An 18,403-nucleotide genomic window follows, 5' to 3' on the forward strand; every position below is an offset into this window, starting at 1 on the left:
TCACCAGCGCGAGCCGAAGTGCGCGTTGTCGCCCTCGCCGGCCTCGATGACGGCCCGGGCGAGCTCCTTGCCGTTGTCGCCGTTGGTCAGCACCACGAAGCCGTTGCCGCCGTGCACCTGGGTCATGGTCATCGCGAAGTAGCCCTCGAACTCGCCGAAGACGCCGAAGTCGAGGTCACCGGCGGTGGCGTCGATGACGGTGGACATGCCGTACATGGAGCCGGGGCTCGGCGTGAGCAGGTCCCGGGCGAGCGACGGGGTGAGCAGGACCGGATCGTCGTCGAGGTACCCGCGGCGGATCTCGGCGGCGGCCCGGGCGAGGTCGGTCGCGGTGGTCCACAGGCCGCCGCCGGCCACCGACGGGTGGATCGGCAGCCCGACGTCGACGGGCCGGCCCGCGGTGTCGTGGCCCCGGGCGACCGGCCGCCGGGAGCTCCGGCCGTAGCCCCAGTCGTAGCGGCTGGCTGTCATCCCGAGCGGCAGGAACACCCGGCTGCGCATCAGTTCGGGGAACGGCAGGCCGGTGAGGTCGGTCAGGACCTGCTCCAGCAGCAGGTAGTTGAGCTTGTTCTTGCGGAACAGCTCACCGGGGCGGTGCTCGAAGGCGGGCTCCGGGGTCCGGGAGGGGTGCTCGCCGCGCAGCGCCTGCAGGACGGTCGGCACCTCGTCGCCGGGCCGGTACGGCTCGTGTTCCGCTTCGAGGGCCAGGCCGGAGGTGTTGAGCAGCAGGTGGCGCACGGTGACCGGGCCGACGGCGGCGGGCACCTGCCAGTCGCGCAGGTACGCGTTGACGTCGGTGTCGAGGTCCAGCAGACCCTCGGCGGCGAGGGTGAGCGTGCCGAGCGCGGTGATGTGCTTGCTGACCGAGGCGACCTTGAACGGGGTGTCCGCGGTGACCCGGTCGGTGCTGCCGGCGGCGACCACGCCGTGCGTCTCCAGCCCGGCGAGTTCGCCGTCGCGCAGCAGGGCCACGCTCATCCCGGGGACGCCGTGGCGTTCCATCAGCTCCGCGTACGGGGAGGCGGCGCGGCGCGGCCCGTGCTCGGCGCCCGGTTCGGCGGGCCGTCCGGGGGCGGGCTCGGGGGCGGTGAGGGTCACGGCGAGCTCCTCGATCGAGGCGGTCTGGTAGAGCATCCGCAGGGTCAGCGGCAGGCCCGCGGCGCGCGCCTGCTCCATGACGCGCAGCACGGTCATCGAGTCCCCGCCGAGCTCGAAGAAGCTGTCCCGCGCGCCGACCCGTTCCAGCCCCAGGACGTCCCGCCAGATCGCCGCCAGTTGCCGCTCGACCGGGGTGCGCGGTGCCACGAACTCCTCGCCGGCCCACGAGTCCTCGCGGTCGGGCGCGGGCAGCGCGGCGTGGTCGAGCTTGCCGTTGACGCTGAGCGGGATCCGCTCCAGCGGGACGAAGGCGGCGGGGACCATGTACGCGGGCAGCCGCTCGGCGCAGTGCGCCGCGAGTTCGGTCCCGGTGGCGGCGGCCCCGGCCTCGGGCACGTAGTAGGCGACCAGTCGGCGCGGTCCGTTGCCCGGCGCGGTGGCGGTGACCACGGCCTCGCGGGCGGCCGGGTGCTCGGTGAGCACGGCCTGGACCTCGCCGGGTTCGATCCGGTAGCCGCGGATCTTCAGCTGCTCGTCGACCCGGCCGAGGAACTCCAGTTCGCCGTCGGGCAGCAGCCGGGCCTGGTCACCGGTGGCGTACATCCGGCTGCCGGGCGCGCCGTACGGGTCCGGCAGGAACCGTTCGGCGGTCAGCGCCGGCCGGCCGAGGTAGCCGCGGGCCAGGCCGGGGCCGGCCAGGTGCAGCTCCCCGGGCACGCCCACCGGCACGATCCGGCCCTCCGGGTCGAGGACGTACACCCGGGTGTCGTCGATCGGCCGGCCGAGCGGGATGCCGCCGGCCAGGTCGAGGTCGGCGGCCCCGATCGGGCGGTAGGTGACGTGCACGGTGGCCTCGGTCGGCCCGTACGCCTGAGCGAGCGCGGTCGCGTCCGGGGAGCGGACCGCCGCCCACTCGGCGAGGTCGGAGGCGGCGAGCCGGTCGCCGCCGAAGACCACGGTGCGCAGCGCGAGCGCGTCGAGCACCGCGCGGTCGCCGTCGGCCGCCGCGACCAGCGCGCGGAACGCCACCGGCGAGATCGACACGTGGGTGACCCGGCTCTCCGTCAGAAGCGCGAGCAGCGCGCGGGGTTCGCGTGCCGTCTCGGACGGCACGACGACGATCCGTCCGCCGTGCAGCAGCGCGCCCCACATCTCCCAGACCGAGACGTCGAAGGCCGCGGAGTGCAGCAGGGCCCACGTCTGGTCGGCGTCGAACGGGCAGCGCCCGGCCGTCGCCCGGTACAGGCGCAGCAGGTTGGCGTTGGTGAGGCCGACGCCCTTGGGCTGCCCGGTGCTGCCGGAGGTGTAGATGACGTACATCAGGTTGTCCGGACCGGCGACGGGCGCCGGGTCGGTGGCCGGCCGGGCCGCGATCGGCCCGGCGTCCGCGTCGAGCAGCACCCGGGCGGCGGCGGACGGGATCCGGTCGGCGTGCTCGGCGCGGGTCACCACCAGCGGGTTCCCGGCGTCGTTCGCCATGTGCGCCAGCCGGGCGGGCGGTTGGGCCGGGTCGAGCGGCAGGTAGGCCCCGCCGGCCTTCAGGACGGCGAGCAGGACGGTGACCAGCTCGGCGCCCGGCGGCAGCAGCACGCCGACCACCGACTCCGGGCCGACGCCGAGCGCACGCAGGTGGTGCGCCAGGCGGTTGGCCCGCGCGTTCAGTTCGCCGTAGCCGAGCCGATCCGGGCCGTGCTCGACCGCGACGGCCTCCGGGGTGCGGGCGGCCTGCGCCTCGAAGGCGGCGGCGGCGGTCCCGCGGACGGGCTCGGTGGCACGCGGGCCGTTCCAGCGGTCGAGCACCGACTCGCGCTCCCCGGCGGGCAGGCAGGTGGCGAGCGCGTCGCCGTCGGCGTCCGCGACCATCGCCTCCAGCACCGACCGGTACATCCCGACCAGCCGCTCGGCGTGCGCGCGGCTCAGCGCGTGGGTGTGGGAGCGCAGGGTGTAGTAGCCGGGTGTGGTCGGCACGCCGAGGGCGAAGTCGGTGCTGTCGTCGCCCTCGCCGGCGTCGAGGTCCACCAGGTCGGCGTCCATCTGCTCGAAGTCCTGGAAGGTGAAGAGGACGTCGATCAGTCGTTCCCCGCCGCCGAACTCCCGCTGGATCACCGGCATCGGGAACCGCCGGTGCGGCCACTGCTCCAGCTCCCGGGCGAACACCCGCCGGACCAGCTCGCGCCAGGTCCGCGCGCCCCGGTCGTAGCCGAACGGCAGGCTGTTCAGCTGCATGCCGTGGACGCGTTCGGCACCCCGCACCTCCGGCCGGGCGCTGTAGACCAGGCCGGTGGAGAACGCCGGGGCGTCGGTCAGCTGACTCATCACCTTGAGGTGCGCGGCGTGCAGCACGCTCTTCAGGGAGACCCCGGCCTCGCTGGCCAGCGCCCGCAGGCCCGCTTCGAGGTCCCGGTGCATCACGTACAGGTGGTAGTCCTCGCGCGGCCGGGTGGGGTCGGCCCAGTCCTGGGGGAAGCCGAGGCGCGGGTAGCGGGCGGCGTGGTCGCGCCAGTACTCGCGGTCCTCGGCGGAGTCCAGGGCGCGCCGTTCGGCGGCGATGAAGTCGGCGTACCGGACGGGGGGCGGATTGTCCGCCGCGGCCGGCCGGCCGTCGCGCAGCCGCCGGTAGTCCTCCAGCAGCTCCATCACCAGGTTGTGGAAGGTCCAGCCCTCGGTGATGCCGTGGAACTGGGTGAAGGCCAGCCGCCAGTCGTGCTCGCCCTCCAGCAGGGCGGCGACCCGCACCAGCGGCGCCCGGGTCAGGTCGAACAGCTCGGCCCGCTCGCGGGCGGTGTGGTCGTCCAGTGCGCGCCGCCGCGCCCGCTCGTCGAGCTCCCGGTGGTCCAGGACCGCCACCGGGACCGGTGCCTCGGCGTGCACCAGTTGCAGCGGCAGCGAGTACCCGGAGACGTGCAGTGAGGTGCGCAGGATCTCGTGCCGTGCGGTGGCCGCCCGGACGGCGCCGCGCAGCGCCTCGGCGTCGAAGGGCGCGTCGTCGCGGATCTTGAGCACCGTGACGTTGTGGTAGCTGTTGCGCTCGTCGTCGGCGAGCATCTCGACCAGCATGCCGACCTGGACCTGCGACATCGGGTAGGCGTCGGTGACACCCGCCGGCAGCAGCTCGCGGTCGGCCGGGCCGATCAGCTCGAAGGGCTCGACCGGCCGTTCGGCGGCGACGTGGGAGCGGCCCGCCAGCGAGGCGGCCAGCGCCGCCACCGTGCGGTGCTCGAAGACGTCGCGCACCGAGACGTCCAGTCCCACCGCACGCAGCGAACCGACCAGCACGACCGCGCGGATGGAGTGGCCGCCGAGGTCGAAGAAGCTGTCCTCGACCCCGACCCGGTCCGTCTCCAGCACCTGGGCCCAGGCGGTGGCGAGCTGCTCCTCCAGCGGGTTGCGCGGCGAGACGTACGCCCGGCCGCTGGCGGCGCCGCCCTCGTCCGGGGCGGGCAGCGCGCGGCGGTCGACCTTGCCGTTGCGGTTGAGCGGGATCCGTTCCAGGGCGGTGAACGAGGCCGGGACCATGTGCTCCGGGAGCAGCCCGGCGCAGTGCGCCCGCAGCGCCTCGGCGCCGGGCCGGCCGTCCTGCCCGGCCGGGACCCAGTAGGCGGCCAGCCGGAGGTCCCCGTTGGCCGCGCGGTGGGCGACCACGGTCGCCTCCGCCACCCCGGGGTGGTCCAGCAGCACGCTGCGGATCTCGCCGGGCTCGATCCGGTGGCCGCGGATCTTCACCTGGTCGTCGGCGCGGCCGACGAAGTCCACCACGCCGTCGGCCGACAGCCGGGCGAGGTCGCCGGTCCGGTACAGCCGGGCGCCGGGCGGGCCGTACGGGTCGGGCAGGAAGCGCTCGGCGGTGAGGTCGGGGCGGCCGGCGTAGCCGCGGGCCACGCCCTCGCCGCCGACGTACAGCTGGCCGACCACGCCGACCGGCACCGGCTCCAGCGCGTCGTCCAGGACGTACATCCGCAGGCCCGGCAGCGGGCGGCCGATCGGCACCACGTCGACCGGCTGCGGGCGGTCCACCGGCAGGATGCTGGTGCCGACCGACGCCTCCGTCGGGCCGTACTCGTTGATCAGCCGGCCGGGGCCCAGCAGGCCCAGCCAGTGATCGGCCGACCGGCCGGGGAAGGCCTCGCCGGCCACCACGACCACCTCGGCCAGGGCCGCGGCCCGCCGCTCGTCCAGCTGCCGGGAGAGGATCTCCAGGTGGCCCGGGGTGAGCTTGAGGAAGCTGAACGGGCCCGCGGCGGCGAGCAGTTCGCCCAGTCGGTCGAGCGGGAGGTCCTGCGGGAGCAGGTGGACCCGCTGCCCGGTGACCAGCGGCGCCCAGAGGTTGGGCACCACCAGGTCGAAGGCGACCGAGGAGAACAGCGCCCCGCCGCCGCTCCCCCGCCCGGCCAGTTCGGCGGCCGCCCAGCGGACGTGGTTGGCCAGGCCGTGGTGGTGCACCTGGACGCCCTTGGGGGTGCCGGTCGAGCCGGAGGTGAAGATGACGTACGCCAGCCCGGCCGGGTCGGCGGGCTCCCCGATCCGCTCGGCGGGCAGGGCGGCCGGCGCCGCGCGGTCCGGCTCGGCGTCCAACACGACCACCGGCCGCTCGGCCGCACCGGACACCGCGTCCCGGTACGCCTCCTGGGTCAGCACGGCGCGGACCCCGGCCGTGGCCAGCATGGCGCCGATCCGCTCGCTCGGGTGCCCCGGGTCCAGCGGAAGGTAGGCGCCACCGGCCTTCCAGACCGCCAGCAGGGCCGTCAGCAGGTCCGGGCCGCGGTCCAGCAGGACACCGACCACGGACTCCGGGCCGACGCCCAGGCCCCGCAGGTGCCGGGCCAGCCGGTTGGCGGCGGCCTCCAGTTCGGCGTAGGTGGTGGCGCCCTCGGCGGCCTCGCCGAAGGTCAGCGCCACCGCGTCCGGGGTCCGGTCGGCCTGCGCCTCGAACAGCTCCAGCACGCTTCCCGGGGCGCCGTCGGCGGGGGCGGAGGCGTTGAACCCCCGCAGGACCGTCTCCCGCTCGCCGGCCGGGAGGCAGGCGTCGAGCGCGTCGCCGTCGAAGTCGGCGGCCATCGCCTCCAGCACCGACCGGTACATCCCGGCGAGCCGCTCGGCGTGCGCGCGGCTCATCGCGTGGGTGTGCGACATCAGGACCAGGTTGCCGCCCAGCACGAGGGTGGCGAGCGCGAACTCGGTCAGACTGTCGTCCACGCTGGCGCCGGCGTCGACCAGACCGGTGTCGACCTGGTGGAAGTCCAGGTAGCTGAAGCGGATGTCCAGCAGCCGCGGCCCCTCCCCGAACTCCCGCTGGATCACCGGCATCGGGAACCGCCGGTGCGGCCACAGCTCCACCTCGCGGGCGAACACCCGGCCGACCAGCTCGCGCCAGGTCCGCGCGCCCCGCTCGAAGCCGAACGGCAGGCTGTTCAGGTACATCCCGTACACCCGCTCGGCGCCCTCCGCCTCCGGCCGGCCGTTGCAGACCAGCCCGGTGAAGAACGCCGGGGCGTCGGTGAGCTGGCTCATCACCTTGAGGTGCGCGGCGTGCAGCACGCTCTTCAGGGAGACGCCCTCCTCGGCGGCGAGCGCGCGCAGCCTGGCGTCCAGGTCCAGGTAGGGCACCTTGATCCGGTAGCTCTCCCGCGGCTCGTCGGCGCCGTCCGCCCAGGTGGCGGGCAGGCCGACCGGCTGGTGGTCGCGGACGGTCCCCTGCCAGTACGCGCGGTCCTCGGCGGACTCCAGCGCCTGCAGCTCGGCGGCGATGAAGTCGGCGTAGCGGACGGCGGGCGGGTCGAACGGCTCGGGTTCCGAGCCGTCGCGCACCTGCCGGTAGACCGCCAGGAACTCCATCAGGAGGGTGTGGAAGCTCCAGCCCTCCAGGATCGAGTGGCACTCGGTGAGCCCGAACCACCAGGTCCGCTCGTCCACCGGGTGCGCGGAGACCCGCAGCAGCGGCGGGCGGGTGAGGTCGAACAGGGCGGCGCGCTCCCGCGCGGTGTGCGCCGCGAGTTCGCGCTGCTGCGCGTGCGCGTCCAGCGCGGACAGGTCGTGGATCAGCACCGGCATCTCGGCCTCGGCGTGCACCAGCTGCATCGGCACCGAGTAGCCGGAGACGGCGAACGCGGTCCGCAGCATCTCGTGCCGCGCGGTCACCACCCGGACGGCCTCGCGCAGCGCCTCGCCGTCGAAGGGGCCGTCGTCGCGGATCTTGAACAGGGTGATGTTGTGGTACTTGTTCAGCTCGTCGTCGGCGAGCATCTCGACCAGCATGCCGAGCTGCACCTGCGACATCGGGTAGGCGTCGGTGACGCCGTCCGGCACCCGCTCCCGGTCCGCGGCCGACAGCAGCTCGAACGGCCGGACGTAGGTCTGCTCGCCGGCCGCCGCCCGGCCGCCGGCGGACCGCGCCAGCGCGGCCACCGTACGGTGCTCGAAGACGTCGCGCACCGACACGTCCAGCCCGGCCGCCCGCAGCGCCCCGACCAGCACGACGCCGCGGATGGAGTCGCCGCCGAGGTCGAAGAAGTTGTCGTGGGCGCCCACCCGTTCGGCACCGAGGACGTCCGCCCACACGGCCGCGACGAGCTCCTCCACCGGACCGCTGGGGGCGACGAACTCCCCGCCCAGGGCGAGGGAGTGGCCCTCGGGGGCGGGCAGCGCGCGCTTGTCGAGCTTGCCGTTGGCGGTCAGCGGGAAGGCGTCGAGCTCCACGAAGGCCGCCGGGACCATGTACGGGGGCAACTGCTCCGCCACCCGGGCCCGCAGTGCGGCGGCGTCGAGCTCGGCGTCCGCGGGCACCAGGTAGGCGACCAGCCGGCGGTCGCCGGGGACGTCCTCGCGGGCGAGGACGACGGCGTCCCGGACGGCCGGGTCGGCGGTCAGGACGGCGGCGATCTCGCCGAGCTCGATGCGGTAGCCGCGGATCTTCACCTGGTCGTCGATCCGGCCGACGAACTCCAGCGAACCGTCCGCCATCCGACGCGCCAGGTCACCACTGCGATAGAGCCGGCCACCCGCCGGACCGAACCGGTCCGGGACGAAACGCTCCGCCGTCAGCCCCGGACGGCCGAGGTAGCCACGTGCCACACCCGGACCACCGACATACATCTCACCCACCACGCCGGGCGGGGCGATCTCACCGAACCGGTCCAGGACATAGATCCGCAGATCCCCCAACGGCACACCCACCGGATTGCCCGCACCCGACAAGTCGCCCTCGGTGACCCGGTAGTAGGTGGAGTGGACGGTCGTCTCCGTGATCCCGTACATGTTGACCAGCGCCGGGCACTCCAGCCCCAACCGCTCCACCCACGGCCGCAGTTCACCGAACTCCAGCCGCTCACCCGCGAACACCACCACCCGCACCGCCAGCCGGCCGATCCGCTCGTCACCCTCCCCCGCCGCCGTCACCAACGCACGGAACGCCGACGGCGTCTGGTTCAACACCGTCACCCGGTGCTCCACCAAAAGATCCAGGAAGTCCTCCGGCGAACGCGCCACCTCGAACGGCACCACCACCAGGCGCCCACCGTTCAACAACGCGCCCCACATCTCCCACACCGACACGTCGAACGCGTACGAGTGGAACAACGGCCACACATCCGACGCACCGAACCCGTACTGCCCACGCGTCACCACCGACAGCCGCCACACACTCGCGTGCGACACACACACGCCCTTCGGCCGCCCCGTCGAACCCGACGTGTAGATCACATACGCCAGACCCTCCGGCGACCCCACCGCCACCGGATCCGCATCCCACCCCGCACGAACCGGCAACCCCTCGTCGACCACCACCAGCCGACCCGAGAACACCCCCGACAGCTCGTCCACGAACTCCGAAGACGTCACCACCACCGACGCCCCCGTGTCACCCAACACGAACCCACGCCGCTCCACCGGATGCGCCGGATCCAACGGCACATACGCCGCACCCGACTTCAACACCCCCAACAGCGACGGCACCAGATCCACACCACGCCCCAGACACACCCCCACCGGCGACTCCGCACCCACCCCCAACTCCCGCAAGTAGTGCGCCAACCGGTTCGCCCGAACATTCACCTCCCCATACGACAGCTCCACACCACCCGCCACCACCGCCACCGACGACGGCGACTCGGCCACCCGCTCCTCGAACACCTCATGCAACAACCGACCCGACACACCGCCACGCAGTGCCGCACCCGGCGCCACGACTGCCAACTCCCCAGCCGACAGCAACCCCACCGACGACACCCGCACCGACGGATCCGCGACCAAACCCTCCAACAACCGCACGAACCGACCCGCGAACCCCTCCACCGACACCCGATCGAACAACGCCGTCGCGAACTCCACCTGCCCCCGAAGACCACCACCCACGGTGGTCTCGATCTGCATCGCGAGATCGAACTTGGCGGTCCGCCAAGGGAGTTCGACGACCTCGGTGTCGATCCCGGACAGGTTGAGCAGCCCCTCGACGGACTCGTGCAGGGTGAGGGCGGCCTGGAACAGCGGGGTGCGCGAGGTGTCGCGCTCGGGGCTCAGCTCGTCCACCAGCCGGGCGAACGGCACCTCCTGGTGGTCGAACGCGTCCAGCACGGTCGTCCGGACGGAGTCCAGCAGTTCGGCGAACGACGGCTCGCCCGTCCACTGCTCGCGCAGCACCAGGGTGTTGACGCCGTACCCGATCATCCGGCCGAGCTCCGGGCGGTTGCGCTCGGAGACGACGGTGCCGACCGCGATGTCCTCCCGGCCGGTGTGCCGGGCGAGCGCCACGTCGAAGGCGGCCAGCAGGGTGGTGAAGAGGGTGACGCCCCGCTCCTTGGAGTAGGCGTCCAGCCGCTGGGCCAGCGCCGCGGGGACCTCCACCGGAACGGCCGCGCCGCGCCAGTCGCGCACGGCCGGCCGGGGCCGGTCGGCGGGCAGCTCCAGCGGCTCCAGGCCGGCCAGCCGCTCCCGCCAGTAGCCGAGCAGCCGGTCCAGCTCGTCCCCGGCGACCCGGTCCCGCTGCCAGGCCGCGAAGTCCGCGTACTGCACCGGCAGCGGAGCCAGCGGCGACGCCTGGCCGGCGGTGAACGCGCCGTACAGCGCGCCCAGTTCCTCCTCGAACACCCGGGTCGACCACGCGTCGCAGGCGATGTGGTGGAACACCACGACCAGCAGGTGGTCGTCCTCGGCGAGCCGGATCAGCGAGCCGCGCACCGGCCACTGCGCGGCCAGGTCGAAGGGCTCCGCCACGGCGGCCTCGGCCAGCTCGGTGGCGCGCGCCTCGCGCTCGCCGGCGGGCAGGCCGGTGAGGTCGGTCAGCGGGAGGTCGAGCGGCGCGGCCGGGTCGATCAGCTGGACGGGCCGGCCGTCCGCGAGGCCGTACCGGGTGCGCAGGATCTCGTGCCGGTCCAGCAGCTCCTGCCAGGACCGGTCCAGCGCCGCGCGGTCGAGCGGGCCGCGGAGCCGGCGCAGCAGCGGGACGAGGTACTCCGGGCTGGTCGGGTCCAGCCGGTGCAGGAACCAGAGCTGCTGCTGGCCGAAGGTGAGCGGCAGGGCGGCGGAGCGGTCGGCCCGGGGGATGGCGGTGCGGCTGCCGCCGGCCCGGCCCGCGGCCCGGCGGCGCAGCAGTTCGGCCCGCAGCTGCTCGGTGCTGACGGCAGTCTCGGCGTTGTCGGCGTTGTCGGCGGTGTCCTGGCGCCGGCTGTCCTGGCGCTGGCTGTCTGCGGCGCTCATGCGTTCGTCTCCTCGACGTCCTTGGTGCCGTTCCCGTTCACCGCGGAGCCGCCGTGCGACAGCTCCGCCCTGAGCCTTGCCTCGACCTGGTCGGCCATCCGGGCCACGGTCGGCTGGTCGAACACCTGCCGGACCGGAAGGTCGATGTCGATCGCTTCCTGCACCTGGGACACCAGGCGCAGGGCCAGCAGCGAATTGCCGCCGAGGTCGAAGAAGTTGTCGTGGGCGCCGACCCGTTCGACGCCCAGGACGTCCGCCCACACCGCCGCGACGAGCTCCTCCACCGGACCGTCGGGGGCCACGAACTCCCCGCCCAGGGCCAGTGCACGCCCGTCCGGAACCGGCAGCGCGCGCTTGTCGAGCTTGCCGTTGGCGGTCAGCGGGAAGGCCTCGAGCTCCACGAAGGCCGCCGGGACCATGTACGGGGGCAGCTGCTCCGCCACCCGGGCCCGCAACCGGACACCGTCCGATCCCGTGCCGGCCGGCACCACGTACGCCACCAACCGCCGTTCACCCGGCACGTCCTCCCGTGCCAGCACCACGGCGTCCCGCACCGCCTCGTCCTGCGCGATCACCGCCGCGATCTCACCCAACTCGATGCGGTAGCCGCGGATCTTCACCTGGTCGTCGATCCGGCCGACGAACTCCAGCGAACCGTCCGCCATCCGACGCGCCAGATCACCACTGCGATACAGACGCCCGCCCGCCGGACCGAACCGGTCCGGCACGAAACGCTCCGCCGTCAGAGCCGGACGCCCCAGATAGCCACGTGCCACACCCGGACCACCGACATACATCTCACCCACCACACCGGGCGGGGCGATCTCACCGAACCGGTCCAGGACATAGATCCGCAGATCCCCCAACGGCACACCCACCGGGTTCCCGGTGCCCGACAGGTCCTCCTCCGTCACCCGGTAGTAGGTGGAGTGCACGGTCGTCTCCGTGATCCCGTACATGTTGACCAGCGCCGGGCACTCCAGCCCCAACCGCTCCACCCACGGCCGCAGTTCACCGAACTCCAGCCGCTCACCCGCGAACACCACCACCCGCACCGCCAGCCGGCCGATCCGCTCGTCACCCTCCCCCGCCGCCGTCACCAGCGCACGGAACGCCGACGGCGTCTGGTTCAACACCGTCACCCGGTGCTCCACCAAAAGATCCAGGAAGTCCTCCGGCGAACGCGCCACCTCGAACGGCACCACCACCAGGCGCCCACCGTTCAGCAGCGCGCCCCACATCTCCCACACCGACACGTCGAACGCGTACGAGTGGAACAACGGCCACACATCCGACGCACCGAACCCGTACTGCCCACGCGTCACCACCGACAGCCGCCACACACTCGCGTGCGACACACACACGCCCTTCGGCCGCCCCGTCGAACCCGACGTGTAGATCACATACGCCAGACCCTCCGGCGACCCCACCGCCACCGGATCCGCATCCCACCCCACACGAACCGGCAACCCCTCGTCGACCACCACCAGCCGACCCGAGAACACCCCCGACAGCTCGTCCACAAACTCCGACGACGTCACCACCACCGACGCCCCCGTGTCACCCAACACGAACCCACGCCGCTCCACCGGATGCGCCGGATCCAACGGCACATACGCCGCACCCGACTTCAACACCCCCAACAGAGACGGCACCAGATCCACACCACGCCCCAGACACACACCCACCGGCGACTCCGCACCCACCCCCAACTCCCGCAGCAGATGCGCCAACCGGTTCGCCCGGACATTCACCTCCCCGTACGACAGCTCCACACCACCGGCCACCACCGCCACCGACGACGGCGACTCGGCCACCCGCTCCTCGAACACCTCATGCAACAACCGACCAGCCACCACACCGCCACGCAGTGCCGCACCCGGCGCCACGACTGCCAACTCCCCAGCCGACAGCAACCCCACCGACGACACCCGCACCGACGGATCCGCGACCAAACCCTCCAACAACCGCACGAACCGACCCGCGAACCCCTCCACCGACACCCGATCGAACAACGCCGTCGCGAACTCCACCTGCCCCCGAAGACCACCACCCACGGTGTGCTGGACGAACAGCGTCAGGTCGGTCTTGGCGACCCGCCACCCCGCGGTGAGCGCCGCGAGGTCCGCGTCGTCCAGGGCGGTGCCGGTGGCACCCTCGTCCTGGAAGTCGAAGGCGACCTGGTGGAGCGGGGTGCGCGAGGTGTCGCGCTCGGGGCTCAGCTCCTCGACCAGGCGCTCGAACGGCAGGTCCTGGTGGGCGAGGGCGGCCAGCGAGGTCTCCCGGACGCGGTCCAGCAGTTCGTCGAAGGTCGGGTCGCCGGCGAGGTCGCAGCGGAGCACCAGGTTGTTGAGGAAGCAGCCCACCACGTCGGCGGCCTCCGGGCGGCTGCGCCCGAGGACGGGGGTGCCGACCGCGATGTCCTCCCGGCCGGTGTGCCGGGCGAGCGCCACGGCGTACGCGGCCAGCAGGGTCATGAAGGGGGTGGTTCCGCGCCGGCGGCTGAGGGCGCGCAGGCGGCCGGTGAGGTCCTCCGGCACGCTGAACTCGACCACACCGCCGCGGGAGTCGCGCACGGCCGGCCGGGGCCGGTCGGCGGGCAGCTCCAGCGGCTCCAGTCCGGCCAGCCGCTCCCGCCAGAAGTCCAGTTGCGGCCGGACCAGCTCCGGGGTCAGCCGCCGGTTCTGCCAGGCGGCGAAGTCGGCGTACTGGATGGGAGGTTCGGCGGGCTCACGGCCGGCGCAGAGGTCCAGCAGGTCCCGCTCCAGCACGACGGAGCTCCGGCCGTCCGAGGCGATGTGGTGGATCGTCACCACCAGCAGCGGGCGCTGCCCGGCCACCTTCAGCAGCAGGGCCCGCCAGACCGGGCCGCGCTCCAGGTCGAACCCCTCGGCCAGCCGCTCGGCGAGCAGGTCGGCGACGCCGTCCGGCCCGGTCTCCCGGACGGTCAGCCGGGCCTCGGCCGGCAGGTCGGCCAGCTGGCGGGGTTCGCCGTCCACGGTGAGGTAGCGGGTGCGCAGGATCTCGTGCCGGCCGGCGAGCGCGGCCAGGGCGGCGCGCAGCCGCTCCTCGGTGACGTCGGCGGGCAGCCGCACGAGCAGCGGGGTGACCCACTCCGGGCTGCCCGGGTCCATCCGGTCGAGGAACCAGAAGCGCTGCTGGGCGGGCGAGAGCGGCAGCGGCCCGGTGCGGGGCACCGGGGTGATCGCGGTGTGCCGGCCGCGGTCGGGGGCGAGCAGGAGGGCCTGCTCCCGCACGGTCGTGGCGGTGAACAGCTCGCGCAGGTCGATCTCGCGCTCGGAGCGGTCCCGCAGCAGGGCCAGCAGCCGGGTGAACAGGATCGAGGAGCCGCCGAGCTGGAAGAAGTCGTCGTCGCGGCCGATCGCCTCGGCGGGCAGCAGCGCGGCCCAGGCCTCGGCGACGGCCCGCTCGGCCGCGCCGGCCGGGAGGACGAACGCGGGCCGGGCGATGTCGGCGGCGGCCTCGGCGGCCAGTGCCCGGCGGTCGGTCTTGCCGCTGGCGGTGAGCGGGAACCGCTCGACGCTGCGGTACAGCGCGGGGACCATGGCCTCGGGCAGCCGGTCGCGCAGGAAGGTCCGCAGCTCGGCCGACCCGATCCGCTCGGCCTGCGGCCGGACGTGGGCGACCAGGCGGACGGCGCCGTCCGGGCCGGTGGCGACGGTGACGGCGGCCGCGTGCAGGCCGGGGTGGGTGGCGAGGGCCGCCTCGATCTCGCCGGGCTCGATCCGGACACCGTTGACCTTGGTCTGCTGGTCGAGCCGGCCCAGGTACTCCAGGGTCCGGTCGGGGCGCCAGCGCACCAGGTCCCCGGTGCGGTACAGCCGGCCGCCGGGCCGGCCGTACGGGTCCGGGACGAAGCGCTCGGCGGTCAGGTCGGGACGGTTCAGGTAGCCCAGGGCGACGCCGGGGCCGCCCGCGTACAGCTCGCCGGGCACGCCGATCGGCACCGGCTCGCCGGCGGTGTCCAGCACCAGCACCCGCATGCCCTCGATCGGCCGGCCGATCGGCACCGGTCCGTCCGCCTGGTCGAGGTCGACCTCCTGGGCGGTGACGTCGATCGAGCACTCGGTGGGGCCGTAGGTGTTCCAGACGCCGTTGGCCAGCCCGGCGGGGAGCTTGCGGAGCAGTTCGGCGCGCAGCGGCTCGCCGGCGCAGAACAGCAGCCGCAGCGTGTCGAGGCGTTCCCACGCGGGCTGCTCGGTGAGCAGCCGCAGCACCGACGGGACGACCTGGAGCACGGTGATCCGCCGCTCGGCGACGGTGGCGACCATCAGCGCGGGGTCGCGCTCGGTGCCGGGCGGCGCCATCACCACGGTCGCGCCGCTGACCAGCGGGGCGAAGATCTCCCAGCCCGCCGCGTCGAAGCTGAGCGTCGTCTTCTGCAGGATCCGGTCGCCCGGGCCGAGCCCGTGCCGGCGGACCGTCCAGCCGACCCGGTTGGCGATGCCTTCGTGCGGCACCACCACGCCCTTGGGGCGGCCGGTCGAGCCGGAGGTGAAGATGACGTAGGCGGCGTCGAGCGGCCCGACGGGGAACGGCGCGACCGGGGTGGCGTCGCCGTCGGTCGGCCAGTCCTCGTCCAGGCAGCCGGCCGGGGCGTCCTGCGGCAGGACCGCCCGGGTGGCCCGGTCGGTCAGGACCAGCGGCGCCGCGGTGGCCTCCAGCAGCCAGGCCAGCCGCTCGCGGGGGTGGGCGGGGTCGAGCGGGACGTACATCGCGCCGACCCGCCAGACGGCGAGCAGCGCGCTCACCACGTCCGCGCCGCGCGGCAGGCAGACGGCGACCGGCGCGCCGGCGCCGACCCCGCGCGCGGCGAGGCGGGCCGCGAGGGCGTCCGCCCTCCGGTCGAGGGTGCGGTAGTCGATCCGCTCGTCGGCGGTCTCGACGGCGATCGCATCGGGGGTGCGGCGGGCCTGCTCGGCGAACAGGCCGGGCAGCACGTGCCCGGCCGAGGGCCGGGCCGCGGTCGACTTCTGGGGCCTCAGCTGGGATTTCACCACTACTCCTGTGCTCTGTGCGCGGATGCTCGATCGCCTCGCGGCCGGGTGGTTCGTCGCCCCGCGGGCGGGAGTCGGAAGGCGGGAGTTCGAAGGCAGGGGCCCCAGGCCGGCGGGGCGGCCCGGGGCCCGGGGGACGGGCCGGTTGCGGTCAGGCGGCGCCGGCCTGCTCCATCCGGCGGCGCAGGCTCAGCGGCCGCATGTCCGTCCAGACCTCCTCGATCCGGGCCAGGCACTCGGCCCGGGTGCCCTCGGTGCCCTCGCGGTACCAGCCGGCCGGCACCTCGCGCTCGGCCCACCAGATCGAGTACTGCTCCTCGTCGTTGTGCACCACGAGGTAGACCCGGTCGTTCGCTTCGTCGGCCATCGTGGCCTCCTCTCGTCGCGGCGGCCCGTCGGCCGCCGGTGTCGGACTGCTGTCGGTAGGTCAGTCGTGCTGCGGCAGGAAGCCGTCCACGGTCAGGCCGAGGCCCTGGCGGCGGGCCTCGCGCCGGACGAAGTCGGCGAGCGCGAGGTCGAGCACGCCCAGGCCGAACGGCGAGAACACCACGGTCTGCGCGCGGTCCCGGACGAACGGGGCGGCGTCCGGGCCGAGCAGGGCGCCGATCTCGGCCTCGATGAACTCCCGGTTCCCGACGCGCTGTTCGGTGAGGTGCAGCGAGGTGCGCTCCCGGCAGACGTGGTCCGCGTCGTCGACGACGTTGCGGCTGCCCAGGACGGTCTCCGGGTGCAGGTCGCGCAGCGAGACGTGCAGCACGGTGGAGCCGGCCGGCACGTCGGCCGGGTCGACGTACGGTTCGCCGGCCGTGGTGGCGAAGGAGACCAGGCCGTGTGCGGCGAGTGCGGCCGGCAGGCTGTCCTCCCGGTGGACCTTGAGGCCGGTCTCGTCGGCGGTGACCCGGGCGAACCGCTCGGCGCGCTCCGGGTCGTGGTCGTGGACGGTCACCTCGGCGAGGTCCGGCAGCCGGACGCGCAGGGCGGCCAGGACCTCGCCGTTGATCACCCCGGTGCCGACCAGGGTGACGCCGGTGGTGCCGGCGCCGCCGTCGGGCAGCAGCAGGCCCGCGGCGAGCGCGGCACTGGCCGCGGTGCGCCGGGCGGAGATCAGCGAGGCCTCGACGAGCGCCTCGGGGTGGCCGGTGGCCGGCGAGTTCAGCACCATGACGGCGCTGGCCCGGGCCAGCCCGGCCGCGAGGTTCCCGGGGAACGAGGCGATCCACTTCATCCCGGCGACGGGCCGTTCCCCGCCCAGGTAGCCGGGCAGTCCGATGATCCGGTCGGCTGGCTGCTCCGGGAAGCGGAGGAAGACCGAGTGCGGCAACGAGGAACGGCCCTCGTGGTGCGCCCGGTAGGCCTCGGCGACCAGGTCGATCAGCTCGGCCGTCCGGCCGTCCAGGATCCGCCGGACGTCGTCGTGTCGAAGGATCAGCAAGGTTGTGGCACCCCTTCCCGGGATTCCTTCCACAGGTGGGTCACTTCGCCGAAGTGCTCGTGCACCCAGCTGTCGGAGTAGATGGTGTCCAGATAGCGGTCGCCGCCGTCCGGGAAGACCAGGACGCAGACCGCGTCGTCCGGCAGGGCCGGAGCCAGCTTGTCCAGGGCGGCGACGGTCGCTCCGGAGGAGCCGCCGCCGAGGATCGCCTCGCGCTGGCCGAGCCGTCGGCAGCCGACCACGCAGTCGAGGTCGCTCACGTGGACGACGTGGTCGGGTGCGGTCGGGTCGAGCAGCGGCGGGCGCACCGAGGCGCCGTGGCCCGGGATGAGCCGCCGCCGGCCGTCGCCGCGGCCGTACAGCACGCTGCCGACGGCGTCCACCGCGACCAGCCTGGTGTCCAGCCCCTGGTCGGCGATGTAGGCGCGGCAGCCGAGCAGGGTGCCGGTGGTGCTGGTCGGGCAGAACACGTAGTCCACCCGGCCGTGGAGCGCCTCGGCGATCTCCCGCATGGTCTCGTAGTGGGCGGACGGGTTGAGTGGGTTGGCGTACTGGTTGGGCGAGAACGCGTCGGGCAGGGCGGCGACCAGCTCGCGGACCCGGCGCAGCCGCATCGGCAGGTACTCCCCGGTGGCCGGGTCGGCCTCGGTGACCACCTCGACCTCGGCCTGCAGGGCGCGCAGGATCGCGAGGTTCTGCTCCGTCGTCTTGGCGTCCACGACGCAGATGAAGCGCAGGCCGTAGTAGCGGCAGACCTGCGCCAGCCCGATCGCCAGGTTGCCCGAACTCGATTCGACGACCACCGAACGCCCCGGCTGCAGTTCACCGGAGGCCAGTTTGGCCCGCACCATGCTGTACGCGGAGCGGTCCTTGATGCTGCCACCCGGGTTGAAGCGCTCCAGCTTGGCGTGGACCCTGCCGCGAAACCCCGGGAGCAGGCGGTCCAGCTGTACCAGCGGAGTGTTCCCGATCGTGGAGAGAATCCCTCTGGGCCCAGATTCGGCCACGGTGTCCCCTTCGTGGGTTCGTACGAGGTCCGGGCGTGGTTCCGGGCCCCGGTGTCCGCCCCCGGCGTCTGCTCACGGGGGCGGCGCCGCACGGCGACCGGGGGGCGGTTGTCCCGCCGCCACCGTCCGCACTCCCACAGCCTCCGTCGCCGCGCTATACC

Annotated in this window: 5 protein-coding genes; all 5 read right to left on the reverse strand. The window is 73.9% G+C overall.

Annotated elements, in window-relative coordinates; genetic code table 11:
* The 5 genes from ABTY56_RS27150 to sbnA all read right to left on the reverse strand — a co-directional run bounded on the left by ABTY56_RS27150 (position 1) and on the right by sbnA (position 18,242).
* A complete protein-coding gene (locus ABTY56_RS27150; RefSeq protein ID WP_350631803.1) occupies positions 1–10,785 on the reverse strand; it encodes a non-ribosomal peptide synthetase in 10,785 nt (3,594 codons plus the stop codon).
* Complete coding sequence (locus ABTY56_RS27155; RefSeq protein ID WP_350631804.1) at positions 10,782–15,803, reverse strand: non-ribosomal peptide synthetase; 5,022 nt, start codon at positions 15,801–15,803, stop codon at positions 10,782–10,784. The genes ABTY56_RS27150 and ABTY56_RS27155 overlap by 4 nt, the downstream gene beginning before the upstream one ends.
* A 151-nt stretch (positions 15,804–15,954) precedes the next feature.
* The gene (locus ABTY56_RS27160) at positions 15,955–16,170 is read right to left on the reverse strand and encodes an MbtH family protein (protein ID WP_350631805.1); all 216 of its coding nucleotides are present in this window, start codon (positions 16,168–16,170) and stop codon (positions 15,955–15,957) included.
* Positions 16,171–16,230: 60 nt separating this feature from the next.
* Positions 16,231–17,235 carry a 2,3-diaminopropionate biosynthesis protein SbnB gene (sbnB, locus tag ABTY56_RS27165; protein ID WP_350631806.1) on the reverse strand — a complete coding sequence of 335 codons (1,005 nt, stop codon included), beginning with the start codon at positions 17,233–17,235 and terminating at the stop codon, positions 16,231–16,233.
* Positions 17,229–18,242, reverse strand: a complete 1,014-nt coding sequence (gene sbnA / locus ABTY56_RS27170) for a 2,3-diaminopropionate biosynthesis protein SbnA (RefSeq protein WP_350631807.1) — start codon at positions 18,240–18,242, stop codon at positions 17,229–17,231. The genes sbnB and sbnA overlap by 7 nt, the downstream gene beginning before the upstream one ends.
* Positions 18,243–18,403: the final 161 nt, after the last annotated feature.

It is taken from the genome of Kitasatospora sp. NPDC097691 (assembly GCF_040302665.1).
GTDB lineage: Bacteria > Actinomycetota > Actinomycetes > Streptomycetales > Streptomycetaceae > Kitasatospora.

Excerpts from the sequence above, each read along its gene's own strand:
- ABTY56_RS27150 (WP_350631803.1), bottom strand. The coding sequence starts at position 10,785 with ATGAGCGCCGCAGACAGCCAGCGCCAGGACAGCCGGCGCCAGGACACC.
- ABTY56_RS27160 (WP_350631805.1), bottom strand. The coding sequence starts at position 16,170 with ATGGCCGACGAAGCGAACGACCGGGTCTACCTCGTGGTGCACAACGAC.